The sequence below is a fragment of the Woodsholea maritima DSM 17123 genome (assembly GCF_000382325.1).
Classification (GTDB): Bacteria; Pseudomonadota; Alphaproteobacteria; order Caulobacterales; family Maricaulaceae; genus Woodsholea; species Woodsholea maritima.
Genome location: NZ_KB908058.1, coordinates 240,306 through 254,811 on the forward strand (window position 1 = coordinate 240,306; position 14,506 = coordinate 254,811).

Genomic DNA, 14,506 nt, shown 5'->3' on the forward strand with positions numbered 1-14,506 from the left:
AGAAAAGAGGTTGGAATGTTGAGATCCTTCTGGGCGCGTGGGCGAAAGTCTGCGCCCTTTCATCTTGCGCTCTCGGGCCTGGCCCCGGCCCAATGGAGCGGGCGCGATTATCATAGTCTATGCCAGGAGGGCTATCGCCAGAACCCGGTGGCCCATCGCTGTGTGCGCCTGATCGCGGAAAGCTGTGCGGCGGTCGGCTTTCGTCTGGACGGTGAGGGCCCCGCCTATGATCGCGCCCGCAGCCTGCTGGATGCCCCAAATCTGGACCAGACGGGGCCCGAGCTGATGGAGACCTTCTTTGGTCATCTGCATATGGCGGGCAATGCCTATCTCGCGATGAGTGAGGGGCCGGGTGGCAGTCTGGAAATCCATACCTTGCGCCCGGACCGGGTAAGGGTAGAGAGTGATGGACGCGGCTGGACCACGGGCTGGACCTATCGTGTGGGGAGCCATACGCAAAGCTATCAGCGTGATCTGGTGCGCGGTACTTCGCCGGTCTTGCACCTGAAACTCTTCAATCCCCATGATGATCATTATGGCCTACCCCCATTAGAGGCCGCTGCGCGCGCGGTGGACATCCATAATGCGGGCGGGGTGTGGACCAAGGCGCTGCTCGATAATGGGGCGCGGCCCAGCGGAGCGTTGGTGGTCACAGGGCGCGATGGCGGAGAGGGCTATCTAAGCCCGGATCAATTCACCCGTCTTAAAGCGCAATTAGAAGACATGCATACCGGGCCGGATAATGCCGGGCGGCCGTTATTGTTGGAAGGCGGGCTTGATTGGAAGCCGATGGCGTTGAGCCCGGCAGACATGGATTATCTTGAAGCGCGCCGCGAAGCCGCGCGCGAGATTGCCCTGGCCTTTGGCGTGCCGCCGCTGCTCCTCGGTCTGCCGGGCGATAATACCTATGCCAATTATAAGGAGGCGAATTTGGCCTTTTATCGCCAGACGGTTTTGCCGCTGGCGCGCAAAACCATCCGCGCGCTGCAAACCTGGCTCAGGCCCTATCTGGGGGAAGAGATCAGCCTTCGCCTGTCCGAAGACAGCTTGTCTGCCCTGGCTGATGAGCGTGCCAGCCTGTGGCAGCGCTTAGGCGATGCTGATTTCTTGAGCCGTGAAGAAAAACGGATGCTCGCTGGGGTGGAGGGGGATCATGCGTGAGGCTTTACCGCGCTGGCAGCTCGATCGCCAGATCAGCCTGGGCGTGATCATCGCCATTGCCCTTCAAACCGCCGGGGCTTTGATGTGGACCGGCGAAGCGGGCGCGCGTCTGCGCCATCTTGAAACCCGTGTCGCCCAGCAAGATCCGGTTTTGGAGCGTTTGGCGCGTTTGGAAGAACAAGCGCGCGACATTCGTGCGGGCCTCATCCGTATTGAAAACCGTTTGAATGAGGAGGGCCCACGATGAGCCTGATCCCCCTTTCGGGTTATGCCAGTGTTTTTGATGTCCCTGATTTGAGCGGTGATGTCACCGTGAAGGGATGTTTTGAAGACAGCCTGGGTGAGCGCGCGGTCCTACCCATGCTGCATAATCATGATCTGAGCCGCCAGATCGGGCGCTGGAGTGAGATCTATGAAGACGCCTACGGCCTTTATGTCGAAGGCGTGCTCGATCTGACTTATGCGAGCGCACAGGAGGTTTGGCCCGCGCTGGCCGCCGGGCGCTTATCGGGCCTCTCCATCGGGTTTGAAACCCGTGACAGCCAGCCCCGCCCCGGAGGTGGGCGTATTCTTCAGCGTGTTGACCTTTATGAAGTTTCGCTCGTGGCCTTGGCACTTTTGCCGCAAGCGCGGCTCGATGCGCCGCCCGATGCGGGCGCGCCTTCACATCTTCAGCCTCACCCCGCCGCCCTTTAGGCGGTTTTTTTATGCCCACAGTAAGGAAGACCTATATGACGCTATCACATGTCAAACCCCATGCCCCGCGCCGGGATATGCGTACCGCTATTCATGAATTTTTGTGCGCTTTTGAAGCCTTCAAACAGGCCAATGATCAGCGCCTGAACGAGCTGGAATCCAAGGCCCACACCGATCCTTTGACCGAGGACAAAGTTAGCCGTCTCGATCGTGCGCTGAGTGAGCAACAGGCGATGATTGAACGCATGGCCCGCGCCCAGGTCCGTCCCATGATGGGCGAGGTAAAGGCGCAGCGTGATCCGGGCTTTAACGCGTATCTGCGTACTGGTGAGGGGCGTGAGGCCAAGGCGTTGGCCTCAGGCTCTGGCCAGGGGGGATATATCGCCCCGGCCCAGACCGAAGAATTGGTCACGCGGCTGATGAGCGAAGTCTCGCCGCTGCGCCAAATTGCCAGCGTGCGCTTTGCCGGATCGCAGACCTTCAAAAAACCGGTCAGCCTGGGCGGGGCCGGGGCCAGCTGGGTTGGGGAAACCGCTAGCCGTGCAGAAACCGATACCCCCACGCTGGACCTTCTGGAATTCCCGGTGGCTGAGCTCTACGCCATGCCCGCCGCGACGCCAGCTCTTCTGGATGACAGCTTTGTCGATTTGGACCAATGGCTGGCCGAAGAAGTGCGCGATGTCTTTGCCGAAGCCGAAAGCAAGGCCTTCATTCAAGGCACCGGTATAAATCAACCCAAGGGCCTGCTCAGCTACACCGCCAAAACCGATGGCACGCAAAACTGGGGTGAGCTGGGCTATGTAGCCAGCGGCGGTGCCGGTGACTTTGCCGCCAGCGCGCCGGTCGATGCCTTGATTGATCTGATCTATGCGCCCAAGGCCGCCTATCGCGCCAAGGGCCAGTTTGTGATGAACAAACAGACCGTCTCACGCCTGCGTAAATTCAAAGACGCCGATGGTCATTATATCTGGCAACCCGCGATGGAGGCCGGGGGGCCGCAGCGCCTGCTCGGCTATCCGCTGGTTGAGGTTGAGGATATGCCCGATATTGGGGCCAATCAGTTCGCGATTGCGTTCGGTGATTTTGAACGCGGCTATCTGATTGTGGATCGCCAAGGCCTTCAGGTGCTGCGCGATCCCTATTCGGCCAAGCCCTATATCCTGTTCTACACCACCAAACGTGTCGGCGGCGGGGTGCAGGATTTCAACGCCATCAAGCTGATGAAGTTTGCAACCAGCTAAGCCAGTCTTGCAGGCTAAATAATAAGGTCATGGTGAAATAATAGGTCTGGTGAACCAGGAAGGTGGCGATCATTGCGCGTTTTAGTCGTGGGCGATCTACGTTTATGAAAACTTCGCCGGGCGCCGCCTTCCACGGGGCATTCCATAACGGGTTTCTGGCCCAAAGATAGGCCAAGACTATGGCAAGACCGCCGAGGGGGGCCGCCCATTCTTTCCAGGCGGGCATGTGGCCCTGCATCGTGACCGTAACCCATCCCCAAATGCCGACGAATATCGCAGTCCGACTGGGGATTAACATCGTCGGCTTGGGCTGAGCGTTTTCTAGAGGTTTCATATGTCTTTATACCCTCTTGCACAACCGGTGCTGGAGCCTGTCAGCGTGGCTGACATCCAGTCTTTTTTGCGAATATCGCCCGATCATGATCAAGAGCTTATTGTAGGGCTCATTCGCGCGTCAAGGGAGTTTGTGGAGCGCTTTACGGCCCGCGCCCTGATCACGCGCAGCTATTCCTGGACGTTTGACGCCTGGCCCTGTGAAGGAGCATTACGCCTGCCGCGCGGACCGGGGGGCAGTATCATAGCGCTGGAACGCCTGGATCGGGCGGAGGGTTGGCAAAGCCTCTCCATCGCCCCTCTGCGTCTGGAAGATGATCAGATCATCGCCCCCGCGGGCACTATCCGCCCCGACATGCCACGCGCGGGCCTGCGCCTGACCTTCACGGCAGGCTATGGCCCCGCCGCCGAGGACGTGCCCGAAATTTATCGCCAGGGCATCCGGCTGGGGGTTAGCGCGCTGTATGCCGAAGCCAGCGCTCCGGAAAGCGCGGCGCGCGGGGATGGGCGTTTTGAAGCTTTGAAAGACTGGCTCTCGCCGTTAAAGGCGGTGCGGTTATGAGTGCGGAGGCGGAGTTTCAACGTGCCCTTGTCAGCGCGCTAAAGGCCGATGCGCGCCTTTATCCCTTGCTGGGTGAACCGCCCCGGGTGGTCGATGAAGGCGGGCGCGGGGCGCTCTTTCCCTATCTGCGCGTGGGTCAATCCACCTCTGAGCCCCTGGTGCAGGGCGGCTTAGAGGGCGGAGGCGATCTTATCGATCACCGCCTCAGCCTAGAGGTTTGGACCCGCTGGGGCGGGCTGGAGGGCAGTAAGCAAGCGGTCAGCCTGGTGCGCACCTGCCTTCAAGGGCTTCGCCTGACGCTGAGCCCCTCGGGGCAAAGCGCGGATGTCATGGTGCTCTATACCGATAGCTTCCGCCAAGCCGATTTACGCACGCATCTGGGCGTGGTAAGACTGCGCTCCATTGTGATTTAGGTGGCGTGATCATTAAGCATAGCTAGAAAATTTCACACTAAAAGCTCTTGTGGGAACGTCCGGCGTCTTATATACGTTATCTAACTGGTGGCCAAAGAGCCACCTTTTTGGACTTCATCGTCATCCTTTAAACATAAAGTTTGTGTTTAAAGAGATGGTAAGAGATGCTCGTTAGACTTCGATAGAAGTTGAGCTTGCATAAAACAGCGAGTCTCGAAAATCTGAGCTAGGCTCAGAGCGGAGATACGAGCTGTAGGAGCAATGGACATGAAAGCGCTAAATTATACTCATGGAGCCATCGAGGGTACCAGCCGTATTGAAGGTACGAGCCGGTGCGAGGGCACAAGCCGTATCGAAGGCATCAGTCGTTAAAGACCTCCGTATTGAATGAATTAAGCCAGCCAAAAGCTGGCTTTTTTTGTATCTTGTTGTGCAACCTTGGGGGGTAGTGTGGCGCAAAACTTTTCTTTATGGGCTTTGTTGAAGAATCATTGGCGTTGGGTTTTAGTCTCGACTTTGGCTTTTCTCATCATTGTAGTGATGTCAGGGCTTTATATTGCAGGCCTTGCGGTTGTTTCGGAGACAGGGTCTACGGCTGAGGATGTCATTGCACGTTCGACTGCGCTGATTTATTTTACAAATCTGTTTGCCCTCTTTGTTCTGATTTCGACGGCCTATCTGGCCTGGTTGACGTTGAGAAGTAACAAGGACCGTGAATGCAAGACAAATTCCTTCAAGCATATTGCTGAGCAAACGCGCGATCGCGAACTGATTGAGATGTTTGAAGAGTTTCGAGTTGTTCGTAAGGAGGTCAAAAATGGAAACGATAATCCGTTATCGATTGACCACATCGTCAAAATTGTGATTGATCATAATGGTCGCGCTTTGAAAGCTGAAGACGTCATCAAGAAGGTGTTTAATTATTACGAAGCAACCGCACTGGGCATTGCCACTGATGCCTTGGATGAAGACATTATCAAGCGCTGGTGGCGAACAAGTTTTGTGCTCGATTGGAGTGACTTCTCTGAATATATTCGACAAAAGCGTAAGGGGCGGAGCGACAGTCCGGGAAATCCGAAACTCTATATTGAGTTAGAAAATCTGGTTAAAAAATGGGCCTTGCCCGAAGAAAGATCAAAGATTTAACCAAAAAAACCGTCCTTTAGGGCGGTTTTTTTATGCCCCACTTCAAGGGGCGCTTTCCATCCATCTGATAACAAAGGAGGCCAGCTTTATGAGCGTGGCAGCGGGTAAGCATGTCTTACTGAAAATCGAACACAGCCCCGGCACGGGGGATTTCGTGACGGTGGCGGGGTTGAAAATCAAAACCTTCACCTTGAAAACCCAAAGTCTGGACGTCACCCATTGTGACAGTCCCGGACAATGGCGTGAATTACTGGGTGGGGCGGGGGTGCGCGGGGTTGATGTGTCTGGGGCGGGCGTTTTCGTCAATAGCCAGGCCGATCAGATCATGCGTCAGCGCTTTTTTGATCAGGCCTTGAGCCGCTTTCAGCTCTGCCTGCCTGAATTTGCCATTCTGTCAGGTCCGTTTTTAATTACGGAGCTGGAATATTCCGGCCGTCATGATGGCGAAGCTGCCTATGTGTTGAGCCTGGCGTCCGCAGGCGCGATCAGCGTGACGGTGCTGTGATGACCAGCCCCTTTGGTGAAGGTGAGTTGAGGATCGCAGGCGAGATCTATCCCTTGCGGCTCAGCCTTGGGGCTTTGGCGCGTATTGAGGCCGATCTGGGCCTGGATCATATCGCCGATCTGGGCACGCGCCTGGCACAGCCACGCGCGGGCGATCTGGTGATCATCTTGCGCCATGTGATGCGCGCGGCAGACCCTCAAGCGCCAGATCCGGCGCAGTTGGACTTTGATTTGCCCGCAGTGATCGCGGCGCTGACGGGCGTATTCGCTGCCACGAAGCCCCGATCATGAAAGACCATTGGCGCGCGGTTTTGCGCATCGGCGTGAAGGCACTGGGGTTAAGTCCGGCTGAGCTTTGGGCGATGAGCCTGCCGGAATGGCTGGCCTTGGTGGAGGCTGAGCCGATTGCCCCGCCCAGTGTGGCGGACATGGCGGCCTTACGTGCGGCCTTTCCCGACCATCAAAACGAGGATCAAGCATGAATGAGGAAAGCCTTATCGCCATGAGCGAGCAGGCCCGTGACGGGCTGGAGCCTTTACGCCAAGCCGGTGAAGATTTGCGTGCGGTGATGCACGAGATTGGCGGCGCGCTAAAAACCAGTTTGGAGGATGCAGCGCGTTCCGGCGAGGTGTCCTTTGCGCGGCTGGGCCGTGAATTGCGCGCCAGCCTGGTAAATCTGGCGTTGGATCAGGTGATCGCACCGGGCCTGGATCAGGTCTTCCATCGCCTGCGCGGCGGGCTGGGCCTTGATCATGGCGCTTCGCGGTCTTCGCCCATGGGGTTCGAACCGCGCAGCCGGATCAACGAAGCTATGGCCCCGATCTCGATTGTCGTGAACCATCAAGGTGGGCCGTTACAAGGCATAGAGGCGTCAGAAAATCAAATCGCGGCGGCGATTGCGCGCGCGGTGCAGCGCGGGATGACCCGGCTATGAGCGGGTTTCATGATGTGCGCTTCCCCTTTCATCTGAGCCTGGGTGCGAGGGGGCAGATTGAACGCCGGACAGAGATTGTCAGCCTGAAATCCGGGGCCGAAGAGCGCAACTCCCCCTGGGCTCATGGGCGGCGGCGCTGGGATGTGGGTGCGGCGTTGAAAACGCGTAGCGATGGCGATCAGCTGATTGCGTTTTTTGAGGCCCGCCGCGGGCCACTACACGCCTTTCGCTTTCGTGATCCTTTGGATGATCGCGCCGAAACCATGCTGTTGGGAGTGGGCGATGGCCTGAGGACGCAGTTTCAATTGATCAAAACCTATGACAGCGGAGCCTATGGCTATGTGCGCCCCATCACCTTGCCGGTGGTGGAAAGTGTTGCGCTGTGGGTCGGGGGGGCGCCCGTCACGGCCAGCATCGAAGCGGGCGGCGTGATCAGCTTGGTGAGCGCGCCTGCCCCGGGCGAAGAAGTGCGCGCGAGTTTCCACTTTGATGTTCCTGTCCGCTTTGAAAGCGAGCGCCTGGCTTTGTCCATGGTCCATCCAGGCCATGTTGAGGCGGGGTCCATTGGCTTGATTGAGGTGCGCTTATGAGACTGATCTCCAGCGCCCTGCAAAGCCATCTTGATGGCGGGGCGACGACCCTGGCCTGGGCGTGGCAGATCACACGGCGCGATGGCGCGGTCTTTGGCTTTTGCGATCATGATGAGGCCCTGGTGATCGAGGGGGTGACTTATCATCCCGGCGTCGGGTTGGAGGCCCAGCCGCTGCGCCGTGATGGCGGCCCTGCCCAAGGCGGGGTCCGGGGGCTGATCGACAGTGATGTTATTACCGAAGCCGATATCGGCGCGGGTCTATGGGATGGCGCGCGTTTGCGCTTGATGAGGGTGAATTGGGCGAGCCCGGATCAGCATGTGCAGATCTTTATCGGCGAGCTGGGGGAGATCCGCCACGGCCCGGCCGGCTTTGAGGCGGAGATCCTAGGGCTCAGCCATCGGCTTAATCGCACGCTGGGCCGGGCGTATGCGCGCACCTGTGATGCCAGCCTGGGCGATGCGCGCTGCGGGGTTGATCTGGGTGATCCCCGCTATGGCGTGCAAAGCTGTGATAAGCGCTTTGAAACCTGTCAGGCCCGCTTTGCCAATGGGGTGAATTTTCGCGGTATGCCGCATATGCCGGGCAATGATGTTTTACTGCGCGCCGGTGATCAAGACCCCATTCGCGATGGGGGGCGGCGATGAGCGAGAGGCTGCGCGCGGTGATCGTGTGCGAGGCGCGCGCCTGGCTGGCAACGCCCTATTGCCATCAGATGAGTGTGAAGGGTGTGGGCTGTGATTGCCTGGGCCTGGTGCGCGGTGTCTGGCGTCATCTTTATGGCGCAGAGCCTGAGACGCTTGCGCCTTACAGTCCCGACTGGGCGGAGCGCAGTGGACGCGAAACCTTGTTGGGCGCGGCAGAGCGCTGGATGATCCGCGTGCCGCGCGATGAAGCCCAGCCCGGTGATGTGGCGCTCTTTCGCTATGGTGCGGGCTATCCCTTGAAGCATTGCGCGATTTTAAGCGCGTCCGGCCAGATGCTGCACGCCTATAGCCCGGTTGGCGTCGTTGAAAGCGCGCTGATCGCCTGGTGGCGCAGGCGTATGGGCGCGGTGTTTCGCTTTCCTGATTTATAACGCAAAGGGGCTTTCCCATGGCGCAAATGGCGTTGAGCTATGCAATAGATAGCGCGCAAACCCTGGCCTTGAATTATGCCAGTCAGGCGTTAAGCGCGGCGCTGGCCCCGCGTGGGCCGGATGGGCCGCGCTTGTCCGAACTGGCGATCCAGACTTCCACCGAGGGCCAGTTTATCCCTATTCTCTATGGCCGGATGCGCTTGGCTGGTCAGGTGATCTGGGCCGCGCGTTTTAAAGAATATGTCACCAAAGCCGACCGCCCGGGCAAGGGCGGCGGCGGGGCCAGGCAATATACCTATTCCCTGTCGTTTGCGGTGGGTCTGTGTGAAGGCGAAATCGCCGGGATTGGCCGGATTTGGGCCAATGGTCAGGAACTGGACCAGACAGAGCTTGTCTACCGTGTCCATACCGGTACGCCTGATCAGGCCCCTGATCCTTTAATTGCGGCCATCGAAGGGGCTGCGCCCGCCTATCGTGATCTGGCCTATGTGGTGTTTGAGGATTTGCCGCTGGATCCCTTTGGCCAGCGCATTCCGAACTTAAGCTTTGAAGTCATCGCGCGCACCAAGGCCAGCGAAGAGGTGCCCTTGGAGGATTTAATCGAAGGCGTGTGTCTGATCCCGGCTTCGGGCGAGTTCAGCTATGCCACCACGCCGGTCCTGCGCGATTTACGGCCTGGTGAAGCGCTCAGTGAAAACCAGCATAGCTCAAGGGGCGTGGACGTGTTGGCCTCGCTAGATGATCTTGAAGCGCGCCTGCCCAAGTGTCGTTCGGTGGCCTTGGTGGTGGCCTGGTTTGGTACGGATCTACGCTGTGAAGCCTGTCAGCTAAAACCGGGCATTGAGGTGCGGTTGAAAACCACCCAAGGCGTAGAATGGGGGGTGGCGGGGTTGAACCGTGATAACGCCTATCTCGTCAGCCAGAAAGAGGGCCGTCCGGCCTATGGCGGCACGCCGAGTGATGACAGTGTCAAGGCTTTGATCGGCGAACTGAAAAGCCGGGGTTTTCAAGTCACTTTCTATCCCTTCATTCTGATGGATATTCCTGACGGCAATCGCTTGCCCGGATTGAGCGGCGGTGTAGGTCAACCGGCCTTTCCCTGGCGCGGACGGATCGCCAGCGTGGCCACGGATCGCACGCGCGCGGTTGCAGACTTTTTTGGCAGTGATCATGATTTCCGCTATCGCCATTTCATCCAGCATTATGCGCGCCTGGTTGCCGAAGCGGGCGGGGTGGATACGTTTGTCATCGGCTCGGAAATGGTCGCGCTCAATCAAATCCGCACGACAGCTGGAGATCATCCGGCCGTCACAGCCTTCCAGACTTTGGCCGGTGATGTGCGCGCGATTTTAGGATCGACGACAACGCTGACCTATGCGGCCGATTGGACGGAGTATGCGGGCTATAGTCCCGCGCAGGGTGATAAAGCCTTTCACCTCGATCCTTTGTGGGCGGATCCCAATATCGATTGCGTGGCGCTGGATTGGTATATCCCACTGGCCGATCAGCGCGATAACCATCTTCCAACCTTAGAAGACATGCACGCCCATATTGAGGGGGGAGAGGGGTTTGAGTGGTATTATAAAACCTCAGAAGACCGCGAGGCGGGGCTGCGTAGCCCCATTGAAGACGGGGCCTATGGGGAGGCTTGGATCTGGCGCTATAAAGATCTGCGCTCTTGGTGGAGCCAGCGCCATTTTGAGCGCACCCAGGGCGTGCGGGCCTCAACCCCCACCGCGTGGCAGCCCCGCTCAAAACCCCTTCGCTTTATGGAAATGGGTTGTCCCGCAATTGATAAGGGGGCCAATCAACCCAATGTCTTCGTCGATCCCAAAAGTAGCGAAAGCACGCGGCCCTATTTCTCCACCGGGGGGCGTGATGATGCGGTCCAGCGGCGCTATCTCAGCGCCCTGATCAGCTATTGGCGCACGCATAATCCGGTGTCGCCGGTCTATGGCGCGCCGATGGTGGATCTGGCCCATAGCCATGTTTGGTGCTGGGATGCGCGGCCCTTTCCAGCTTTCCCCAGCCTCAATGAGATTTGGTCGGATGGTCCGAACTGGCAGGTGGGCCATTGGCTCAATGGCCGGGTCGGGCAATCGCCTCTGGGGGCTATCGTGCGCGATTTGGCGGCGCGTGCCGGGCTGGAGAGCCTGGATGTCAGCCAGCTCAACGCCCCCTGTGCGGGCTATATTCTTGATCATCCTCAAAGTGCGCGCCAAGCCCTTGCGGGCCTGAGCGAGCTTTACGGCTTTCAAATCCTCGACCGCAGTGATGGCCCCATCGCCTTACCCGATCAGCTCAACCCTTCGCGAGCTTTGTCCTATGAGCAGCTTTCCACCCAGGTCTCAGGCCCGCAGGCGGTGCGCCTGGCCCAAACCGATCGGGTGGAGGAGGTGCGCCTGACCCTGATCGAAGATGGGCCGGATTATCGCCCGCTCTCCGTTTATGCCCGCGGCGATGAAGCCCGCGTGGAGGGCGTAAAGCGGATGTCGCTCGCGGTCTTGGGCGATGAAGCGCTTGGCAAGGCGTGGTCCCAAACGGCTTTATCGCGCGCCAAGGGTGGGGAGGCGGGCCTGCGCCTGGCCATTCCCCCCAGCCAAATGGCGTTGGAAGTCGGCGATGATGTCCTGCTGGAGGGGGCTGCAACGCCGTGGCGTATTCGTAGCGAGGAGGGATTGTTTGAGCGCGCCTTGACCCTGGAAGGTCAAAGCGCTGGGCTGGCTCCGCTTTATGGCCCGACGCCCGGCGCGCCGCAGCGTCCTGTTATCAAGGCCAAGGCTGAGTTGGTGATCATGGATCTTCCGCCCCATCCTTTGGCGACGATAGAACGCCAAGGCCCGATTGTGGCGGCCCATGTCCGGCCCTGGCAAGGCGGGGTGGAGCTTTATGTCGGCGCGGATGAGATGAGCGCCGAAGCCCGCCTCAGCCTTAAACATATCAGTCCCATGGGGGAGGTGATCTCAGGGTTAAATCCTCATCCCGAAGGGCGCTGGGATGAAGGCGCGGTCTTGGACATCACGCTTTATGATGGAGTTTTACAAAGCCGTCCGCGCGGTGAGGTCCTGGCCGGGGCCAATGGCATGATTATCGAGACCCAAGCCGGGTGGGGCTGGATGGGTTTTGGCGAAGCGGCGTTGATTGCGCCCGGTCAATGGCGCTTAAGATCTTTGCTGCGTTATGGACCGGCCACGGGGTCGATTGCGCCCCAGGCGCGCTGTGTGATTGTGGGGCCAGGGCTGGGTGAGCTAGCGCTCGCGGACTTTGAAGTCTTTACGCCCTTAAAAGCCTGGGCAGTGCATCCCGGTAAGGGCCTTCATGATGTCTCAACGCGCCAGGTGGAGCTGATCTATCACCGTTTGGACCGGGCCCCCTTGGCCCCGGTGCATCTTGGCCTCAGCCAAGTGGGCGATCAGATCCGCGCGCACTGGGTCCGACGCGCCCGTTTGAACGCTGAAGACTGGGCCGGGGCAGAAATCGTGCTCGTCGATGGGCCGGAGCGCTATCGTGTGCGGCTGGAAACCCAAACGGGTCAAAGCCTTTATGTGCGTGAAGTTGACACGACAAGCCTTAGCCTTTCCCTGTCAGAGCTTGATACAGGCGCGCTGGACCAGGCTGACACGCTCGCCCTTGTGGTGGCGCAAATCAGCGCTATCTATGGGTCAGGACATGAGGCCAGGGCCATCTTCAACTGGCCTTTATCTGCGTAAAAGTCAGCACAAAGCCGCACCTTTTCGCTATGAAGCATCGCGCCTTGGCCCAAGGGCTGCTAACAGCGATGGTTATGACTGATCTATATTCGATTCTAGGTGTTCCCCGCACCGCCAGCGCGGCAGAGATTCGCGCCGCCTATCGCAAGCTCGCTAAAGCGCTGCATCCTGATGCGCGCCCAAATGACAAGGCGGCGGAAGAGCGCTTCAAGCAAGTGACCGCCGCGTTCAAAATCCTTTCCGATGAGAAAACGCGTGGGCGCTATGATCGCGGCGACATTGATGGGGAGGGGCGAGAGCGTCCGCCTTTCCATTTCCGCTCGCGTCCCGGCGGTGGGGCCAGTCAGAAAGGCCCTTCAGGGCGGTTTGAAGATCTGGGGGATGTCTTTTCAGATCTCTTTACGGATTTTGGTGCGCAAAATGGCCGCCGCCAAGGTGCGCATGGCGCGCGCGCGGGGCATGGCTATAGCCCATCCCAAGGCGCGGACATCAAGCGCGCGGTCACGGTCTCCTTTCTGGAGGCCGCGCACGGTACCAAGCGCCGCGTGAGCGTGGCCGAGGGTAAGGTCTTAGACGTCACCATCCCTGAGGGGGTGGAAGATGGCCGGGTCTTACGCCTGAAGGGCCAGGGCGAACCGGGTGCGATGGGCGGCCAGCCCGGTGCGCTGCTCTTAGAGATTCGCGTTGAACCCCATGCGGTTTTGAAGCGCGAAGGCGCAGATATTCGTCTGGATTTACCGGTCGACCTTAAAGAAGCCCTATTCGGCGCTAAAGTGCGCGTACCCACTTTGGATGGTCCGGTGGATGTGCGTGTTCCCGCCGGGGCCAATTCGGGCACCTTGCTGAGATTGCGGGGAAAAGGGGTCAAATCCGATAAGGGTGAGCGCGGGGATCAAATTATTCGCATTCTTGTGGATATCCCATTGAATGATCCTGCGTTAGAGGCTTTTATCGAAAACTGGACCCCGCCGACAGATTATGCGCCGCGTCGGCGTTTTGATGGGTAGCAACAGAAGGCAAGACCGATTTCATGAAGGATGCATTCACCAAGGGTTCAGCCCGCGCGTGTAAGGTAAACGCCATGATGCACCCTATGATCCTTGCTGTTGTGCTGGGCATTTGCGCTGTGGTTATTGCGCCAGGCTCTTATGCTGATGCACAAAAAGGCGGGCAGTTTGACCCGCGCTCACGCTATTCTGCGGACGAAGCCCGCGAAGCGTCCAATCAGGGCGATATTCTACCTGCGCGTGAGATCGTTCGCATTGTGCGTCAACGCTATCCCAATGCTCAGGTGCTGCGCTCTGATTTGGTGCGTAACAATCCGCCCTTTTACAATCTGGTCATTCTGACCCAAGATGGTGAACGGTTACAGGTGCGCATTGATGCGCGCACCGGTCGCTGGATGTAGCGTTACCGACGCTGCCTTCTTCTTCTATCCCTAAACGAAAGACGCCTTGCCATGCGTGCGCTTATTGTTGAAGACGATCCTGATCTTAATCGCCAATTGGTCGATACGCTGACCCATACAGGCTATGCCGTGGATAGTGCCATGGATGGCGAAGAGGGGCATTTTCTGGGCGATACCGAGCCTTATGATGTGGTGGTTCTGGACCTGGGCCTTCCCAAAATGGATGGCGTTTCGGTGTTGGAGCGCTGGCGCGAAGATGGGCGCTTATTCCCCGTTTTGATCCTGACTGCACGTGATCGCTGGTCGGAAAAGGTCGCAGGCTTTGATGCCGGGGCCGATGATTATCTGACCAAGCCCTTCCATCCTGAAGAATTACTCGCGCGCCTTCGCGCTTTGACCCGGCGTGCGGCCGGACATGCCAGCTCGACACTCGATTGTGGTACATTGAGTGTGGATACGCGCGGCTCGCGGGTTTTTGTTGACGATAAGCTGATCAAGCTCACCAGCCATGAGTTTCGGATCATCAGCTATATGGTCCACCATCAAGATCGGGTTATCTCGCGCTCGGAATTGGTAGAGCATATCTATGATCAAGATTTTGATCGCGATTCCAATACGATTGAGGTGTTTGTCGGGCGCTTGCGCAAGAAAATCGGGCCGGAGCGGATCGAGACCGTGCGCGGGCTTGGCTATCGCTTGATTGATCCGCAAGAAGAAGGCACCGCCTAAG

At 58.6% G+C, this 14,506-nt stretch carries 19 protein-coding genes; 18 read left to right on the plus strand and 1 reads right to left on the minus strand.

Annotated elements, in window-relative coordinates; all coding sequences use genetic code 11:
• The first annotated feature begins 15 nt into the window (after nt 1-15).
• The 4 genes from H151_RS0109370 to H151_RS0109385 are packed head-to-tail and all read left to right on the plus strand — an operon-like array spanning nt 16 to nt 3,098.
• Nucleotides 16-1,161, plus strand: a complete 1,146-nt coding sequence (locus H151_RS0109370; RefSeq protein ID WP_019961405.1) for a phage portal protein — start codon at nt 16-18, stop codon at nt 1,159-1,161.
• Complete coding sequence (locus H151_RS0109375; RefSeq protein ID WP_019961406.1) at nt 1,154-1,408, plus strand: hypothetical protein; 255 nt, start codon at nt 1,154-1,156, stop codon at nt 1,406-1,408. Before H151_RS0109370 ends, H151_RS0109375 begins: the two co-directional genes overlap by 8 nt.
• On the plus strand, nt 1,405-1,857 hold the full coding sequence (locus tag H151_RS16050) for an HK97 family phage prohead protease (protein ID WP_019961407.1): 453 nt from the start codon (nt 1,405-1,407) through the stop codon (nt 1,855-1,857). The genes H151_RS0109375 and H151_RS16050 overlap by 4 nt, the downstream gene beginning before the upstream one ends.
• Before the next feature lie 35 nt (nt 1,858-1,892).
• Complete coding sequence (locus H151_RS0109385) at nt 1,893-3,098, plus strand: phage major capsid protein (protein ID WP_019961408.1); 1,206 nt, start codon at nt 1,893-1,895, stop codon at nt 3,096-3,098.
• Here H151_RS0109385 and H151_RS0109390 read toward each other — a convergent pair.
• Nucleotides 3,070-3,432 (minus strand): hypothetical protein, encoded by a 363-nt coding sequence (locus H151_RS0109390; protein WP_019961409.1) that lies wholly within the window; start codon nt 3,430-3,432, stop codon nt 3,070-3,072. The genes H151_RS0109385 and H151_RS0109390 overlap by 29 nt on opposite strands.
• Here H151_RS0109390 and H151_RS0109395 point away from each other — a divergent pair, their 5' ends adjacent.
• From H151_RS0109395 to H151_RS0109460, 14 genes are all read left to right on the plus strand, one after another.
• Nucleotides 3,433-3,993, plus strand: a complete 561-nt coding sequence (locus H151_RS0109395) for a head-tail connector protein (RefSeq protein WP_019961410.1) — start codon at nt 3,433-3,435, stop codon at nt 3,991-3,993. It begins immediately after the preceding gene.
• Nucleotides 3,990-4,406 (plus strand): DUF3168 domain-containing protein, encoded by a 417-nt coding sequence (locus H151_RS0109400; RefSeq protein ID WP_019961411.1) that lies wholly within the window; start codon nt 3,990-3,992, stop codon nt 4,404-4,406. Before H151_RS0109395 ends, H151_RS0109400 begins: the two co-directional genes overlap by 4 nt.
• A 450-nt stretch (nt 4,407-4,856) precedes the next feature.
• Nucleotides 4,857-5,552 (plus strand): DUF4760 domain-containing protein, encoded by a 696-nt coding sequence (locus H151_RS0109405; protein WP_019961412.1) that lies wholly within the window; start codon nt 4,857-4,859, stop codon nt 5,550-5,552.
• 88 nt (nt 5,553-5,640) lie between these two features.
• On the plus strand, nt 5,641-6,057 hold the full coding sequence (locus tag H151_RS0109410; protein WP_019961413.1) for a phage major tail protein, TP901-1 family: 417 nt from the start codon (nt 5,641-5,643) through the stop codon (nt 6,055-6,057).
• The gene (locus H151_RS16055; RefSeq protein ID WP_019961414.1) at nt 6,057-6,347 is read left to right on the plus strand and encodes a GTA-gp10 family protein; all 291 of its coding nucleotides are present in this window, start codon (nt 6,057-6,059) and stop codon (nt 6,345-6,347) included. Before H151_RS0109410 ends, H151_RS16055 begins: the two co-directional genes overlap by 1 nt.
• Nucleotides 6,344-6,538, plus strand: coding sequence for a phage tail assembly chaperone (locus H151_RS0109420; RefSeq protein ID WP_019961415.1), 195 nt, complete (start codon nt 6,344-6,346; stop codon nt 6,536-6,538). The genes H151_RS16055 and H151_RS0109420 overlap by 4 nt, the downstream gene beginning before the upstream one ends.
• Nucleotides 6,535-6,990, plus strand: a complete 456-nt coding sequence (locus tag H151_RS0109425) for a hypothetical protein (RefSeq protein ID WP_019961416.1) — start codon at nt 6,535-6,537, stop codon at nt 6,988-6,990. The genes H151_RS0109420 and H151_RS0109425 overlap by 4 nt, the downstream gene beginning before the upstream one ends.
• Entirely contained in the window at nt 6,987-7,580 is a 594-nt protein-coding gene (locus H151_RS0109430; protein ID WP_019961417.1) for a DUF2460 domain-containing protein, read from the plus strand. The genes H151_RS0109425 and H151_RS0109430 overlap by 4 nt, the downstream gene beginning before the upstream one ends.
• Nucleotides 7,577-8,227 (plus strand): DUF2163 domain-containing protein, encoded by a 651-nt coding sequence (locus tag H151_RS0109435; RefSeq protein ID WP_019961418.1) that lies wholly within the window; start codon nt 7,577-7,579, stop codon nt 8,225-8,227. The genes H151_RS0109430 and H151_RS0109435 overlap by 4 nt, the downstream gene beginning before the upstream one ends.
• Entirely contained in the window at nt 8,224-8,658 is a 435-nt protein-coding gene (locus H151_RS0109440) for an NlpC/P60 family protein (protein ID WP_019961419.1), read from the plus strand. Before H151_RS0109435 ends, H151_RS0109440 begins: the two co-directional genes overlap by 4 nt.
• Before the next feature lie 17 nt (nt 8,659-8,675).
• On the plus strand, nt 8,676-12,368 hold the full coding sequence (locus H151_RS16060; protein ID WP_019961420.1) for a baseplate multidomain protein megatron: 3,693 nt from the start codon (nt 8,676-8,678) through the stop codon (nt 12,366-12,368).
• Between the two features lie 74 nt (nt 12,369-12,442).
• Complete coding sequence (locus tag H151_RS0109450) at nt 12,443-13,375, plus strand: DnaJ C-terminal domain-containing protein (RefSeq protein ID WP_040759317.1); 933 nt, start codon at nt 12,443-12,445, stop codon at nt 13,373-13,375.
• Nucleotides 13,376-13,398: 23 nt separating this feature from the next.
• Nucleotides 13,399-13,776 (plus strand): PepSY domain-containing protein, encoded by a 378-nt coding sequence (locus H151_RS0109455; protein WP_156823453.1) that lies wholly within the window; start codon nt 13,399-13,401, stop codon nt 13,774-13,776.
• A 51-nt stretch (nt 13,777-13,827) separates the two neighbouring features.
• Nucleotides 13,828-14,505 (plus strand): response regulator transcription factor, encoded by a 678-nt coding sequence (locus H151_RS0109460; RefSeq protein ID WP_019961423.1) that lies wholly within the window; start codon nt 13,828-13,830, stop codon nt 14,503-14,505.
• Nucleotide 14,506 lies beyond the last annotated feature (1 nt).

Excerpts from the sequence above, each read along its gene's own strand:
- H151_RS0109370 (WP_019961405.1), top strand. The coding sequence starts at position 16 with ATGTTGAGATCCTTCTGGGCGCGTGGGCGAAAGTCTGCGCCCTTTCAT.
- H151_RS0109375 (WP_019961406.1), top strand. The coding sequence starts at position 1,154 with ATGCGTGAGGCTTTACCGCGCTGGCAGCTCGATCGCCAGATCAGCCTG.
- H151_RS16050 (WP_019961407.1), top strand. The coding sequence starts at position 1,405 with ATGAGCCTGATCCCCCTTTCGGGTTATGCCAGTGTTTTTGATGTCCCT.
- H151_RS0109385 (WP_019961408.1), top strand. The coding sequence starts at position 1,893 with ATGACGCTATCACATGTCAAACCCCATGCCCCGCGCCGGGATATGCGT.
- H151_RS0109390 (WP_019961409.1), bottom strand. The coding sequence starts at position 3,432 with ATGAAACCTCTAGAAAACGCTCAGCCCAAGCCGACGATGTTAATCCCC.
- H151_RS0109395 (WP_019961410.1), top strand. The coding sequence starts at position 3,433 with ATGTCTTTATACCCTCTTGCACAACCGGTGCTGGAGCCTGTCAGCGTG.
- H151_RS0109400 (WP_019961411.1), top strand. The coding sequence starts at position 3,990 with ATGAGTGCGGAGGCGGAGTTTCAACGTGCCCTTGTCAGCGCGCTAAAG.
- H151_RS0109410 (WP_019961413.1), top strand. The coding sequence starts at position 5,641 with ATGAGCGTGGCAGCGGGTAAGCATGTCTTACTGAAAATCGAACACAGC.
- H151_RS16055 (WP_019961414.1), top strand. The coding sequence starts at position 6,057 with ATGACCAGCCCCTTTGGTGAAGGTGAGTTGAGGATCGCAGGCGAGATC.
- H151_RS0109420 (WP_019961415.1), top strand. The coding sequence starts at position 6,344 with ATGAAAGACCATTGGCGCGCGGTTTTGCGCATCGGCGTGAAGGCACTG.
- H151_RS0109425 (WP_019961416.1), top strand. The coding sequence starts at position 6,535 with ATGAATGAGGAAAGCCTTATCGCCATGAGCGAGCAGGCCCGTGACGGG.
- H151_RS0109430 (WP_019961417.1), top strand. The coding sequence starts at position 6,987 with ATGAGCGGGTTTCATGATGTGCGCTTCCCCTTTCATCTGAGCCTGGGT.
- H151_RS0109435 (WP_019961418.1), top strand. The coding sequence starts at position 7,577 with ATGAGACTGATCTCCAGCGCCCTGCAAAGCCATCTTGATGGCGGGGCG.
- H151_RS0109440 (WP_019961419.1), top strand. The coding sequence starts at position 8,224 with ATGAGCGAGAGGCTGCGCGCGGTGATCGTGTGCGAGGCGCGCGCCTGG.
- H151_RS16060 (WP_019961420.1), top strand. The coding sequence starts at position 8,676 with ATGGCGCAAATGGCGTTGAGCTATGCAATAGATAGCGCGCAAACCCTG.
- H151_RS0109450 (WP_040759317.1), top strand. The coding sequence starts at position 12,443 with ATGACTGATCTATATTCGATTCTAGGTGTTCCCCGCACCGCCAGCGCG.
- H151_RS0109455 (WP_156823453.1), top strand. The coding sequence starts at position 13,399 with ATGAAGGATGCATTCACCAAGGGTTCAGCCCGCGCGTGTAAGGTAAAC.
- H151_RS0109460 (WP_019961423.1), top strand. The coding sequence starts at position 13,828 with ATGCGTGCGCTTATTGTTGAAGACGATCCTGATCTTAATCGCCAATTG.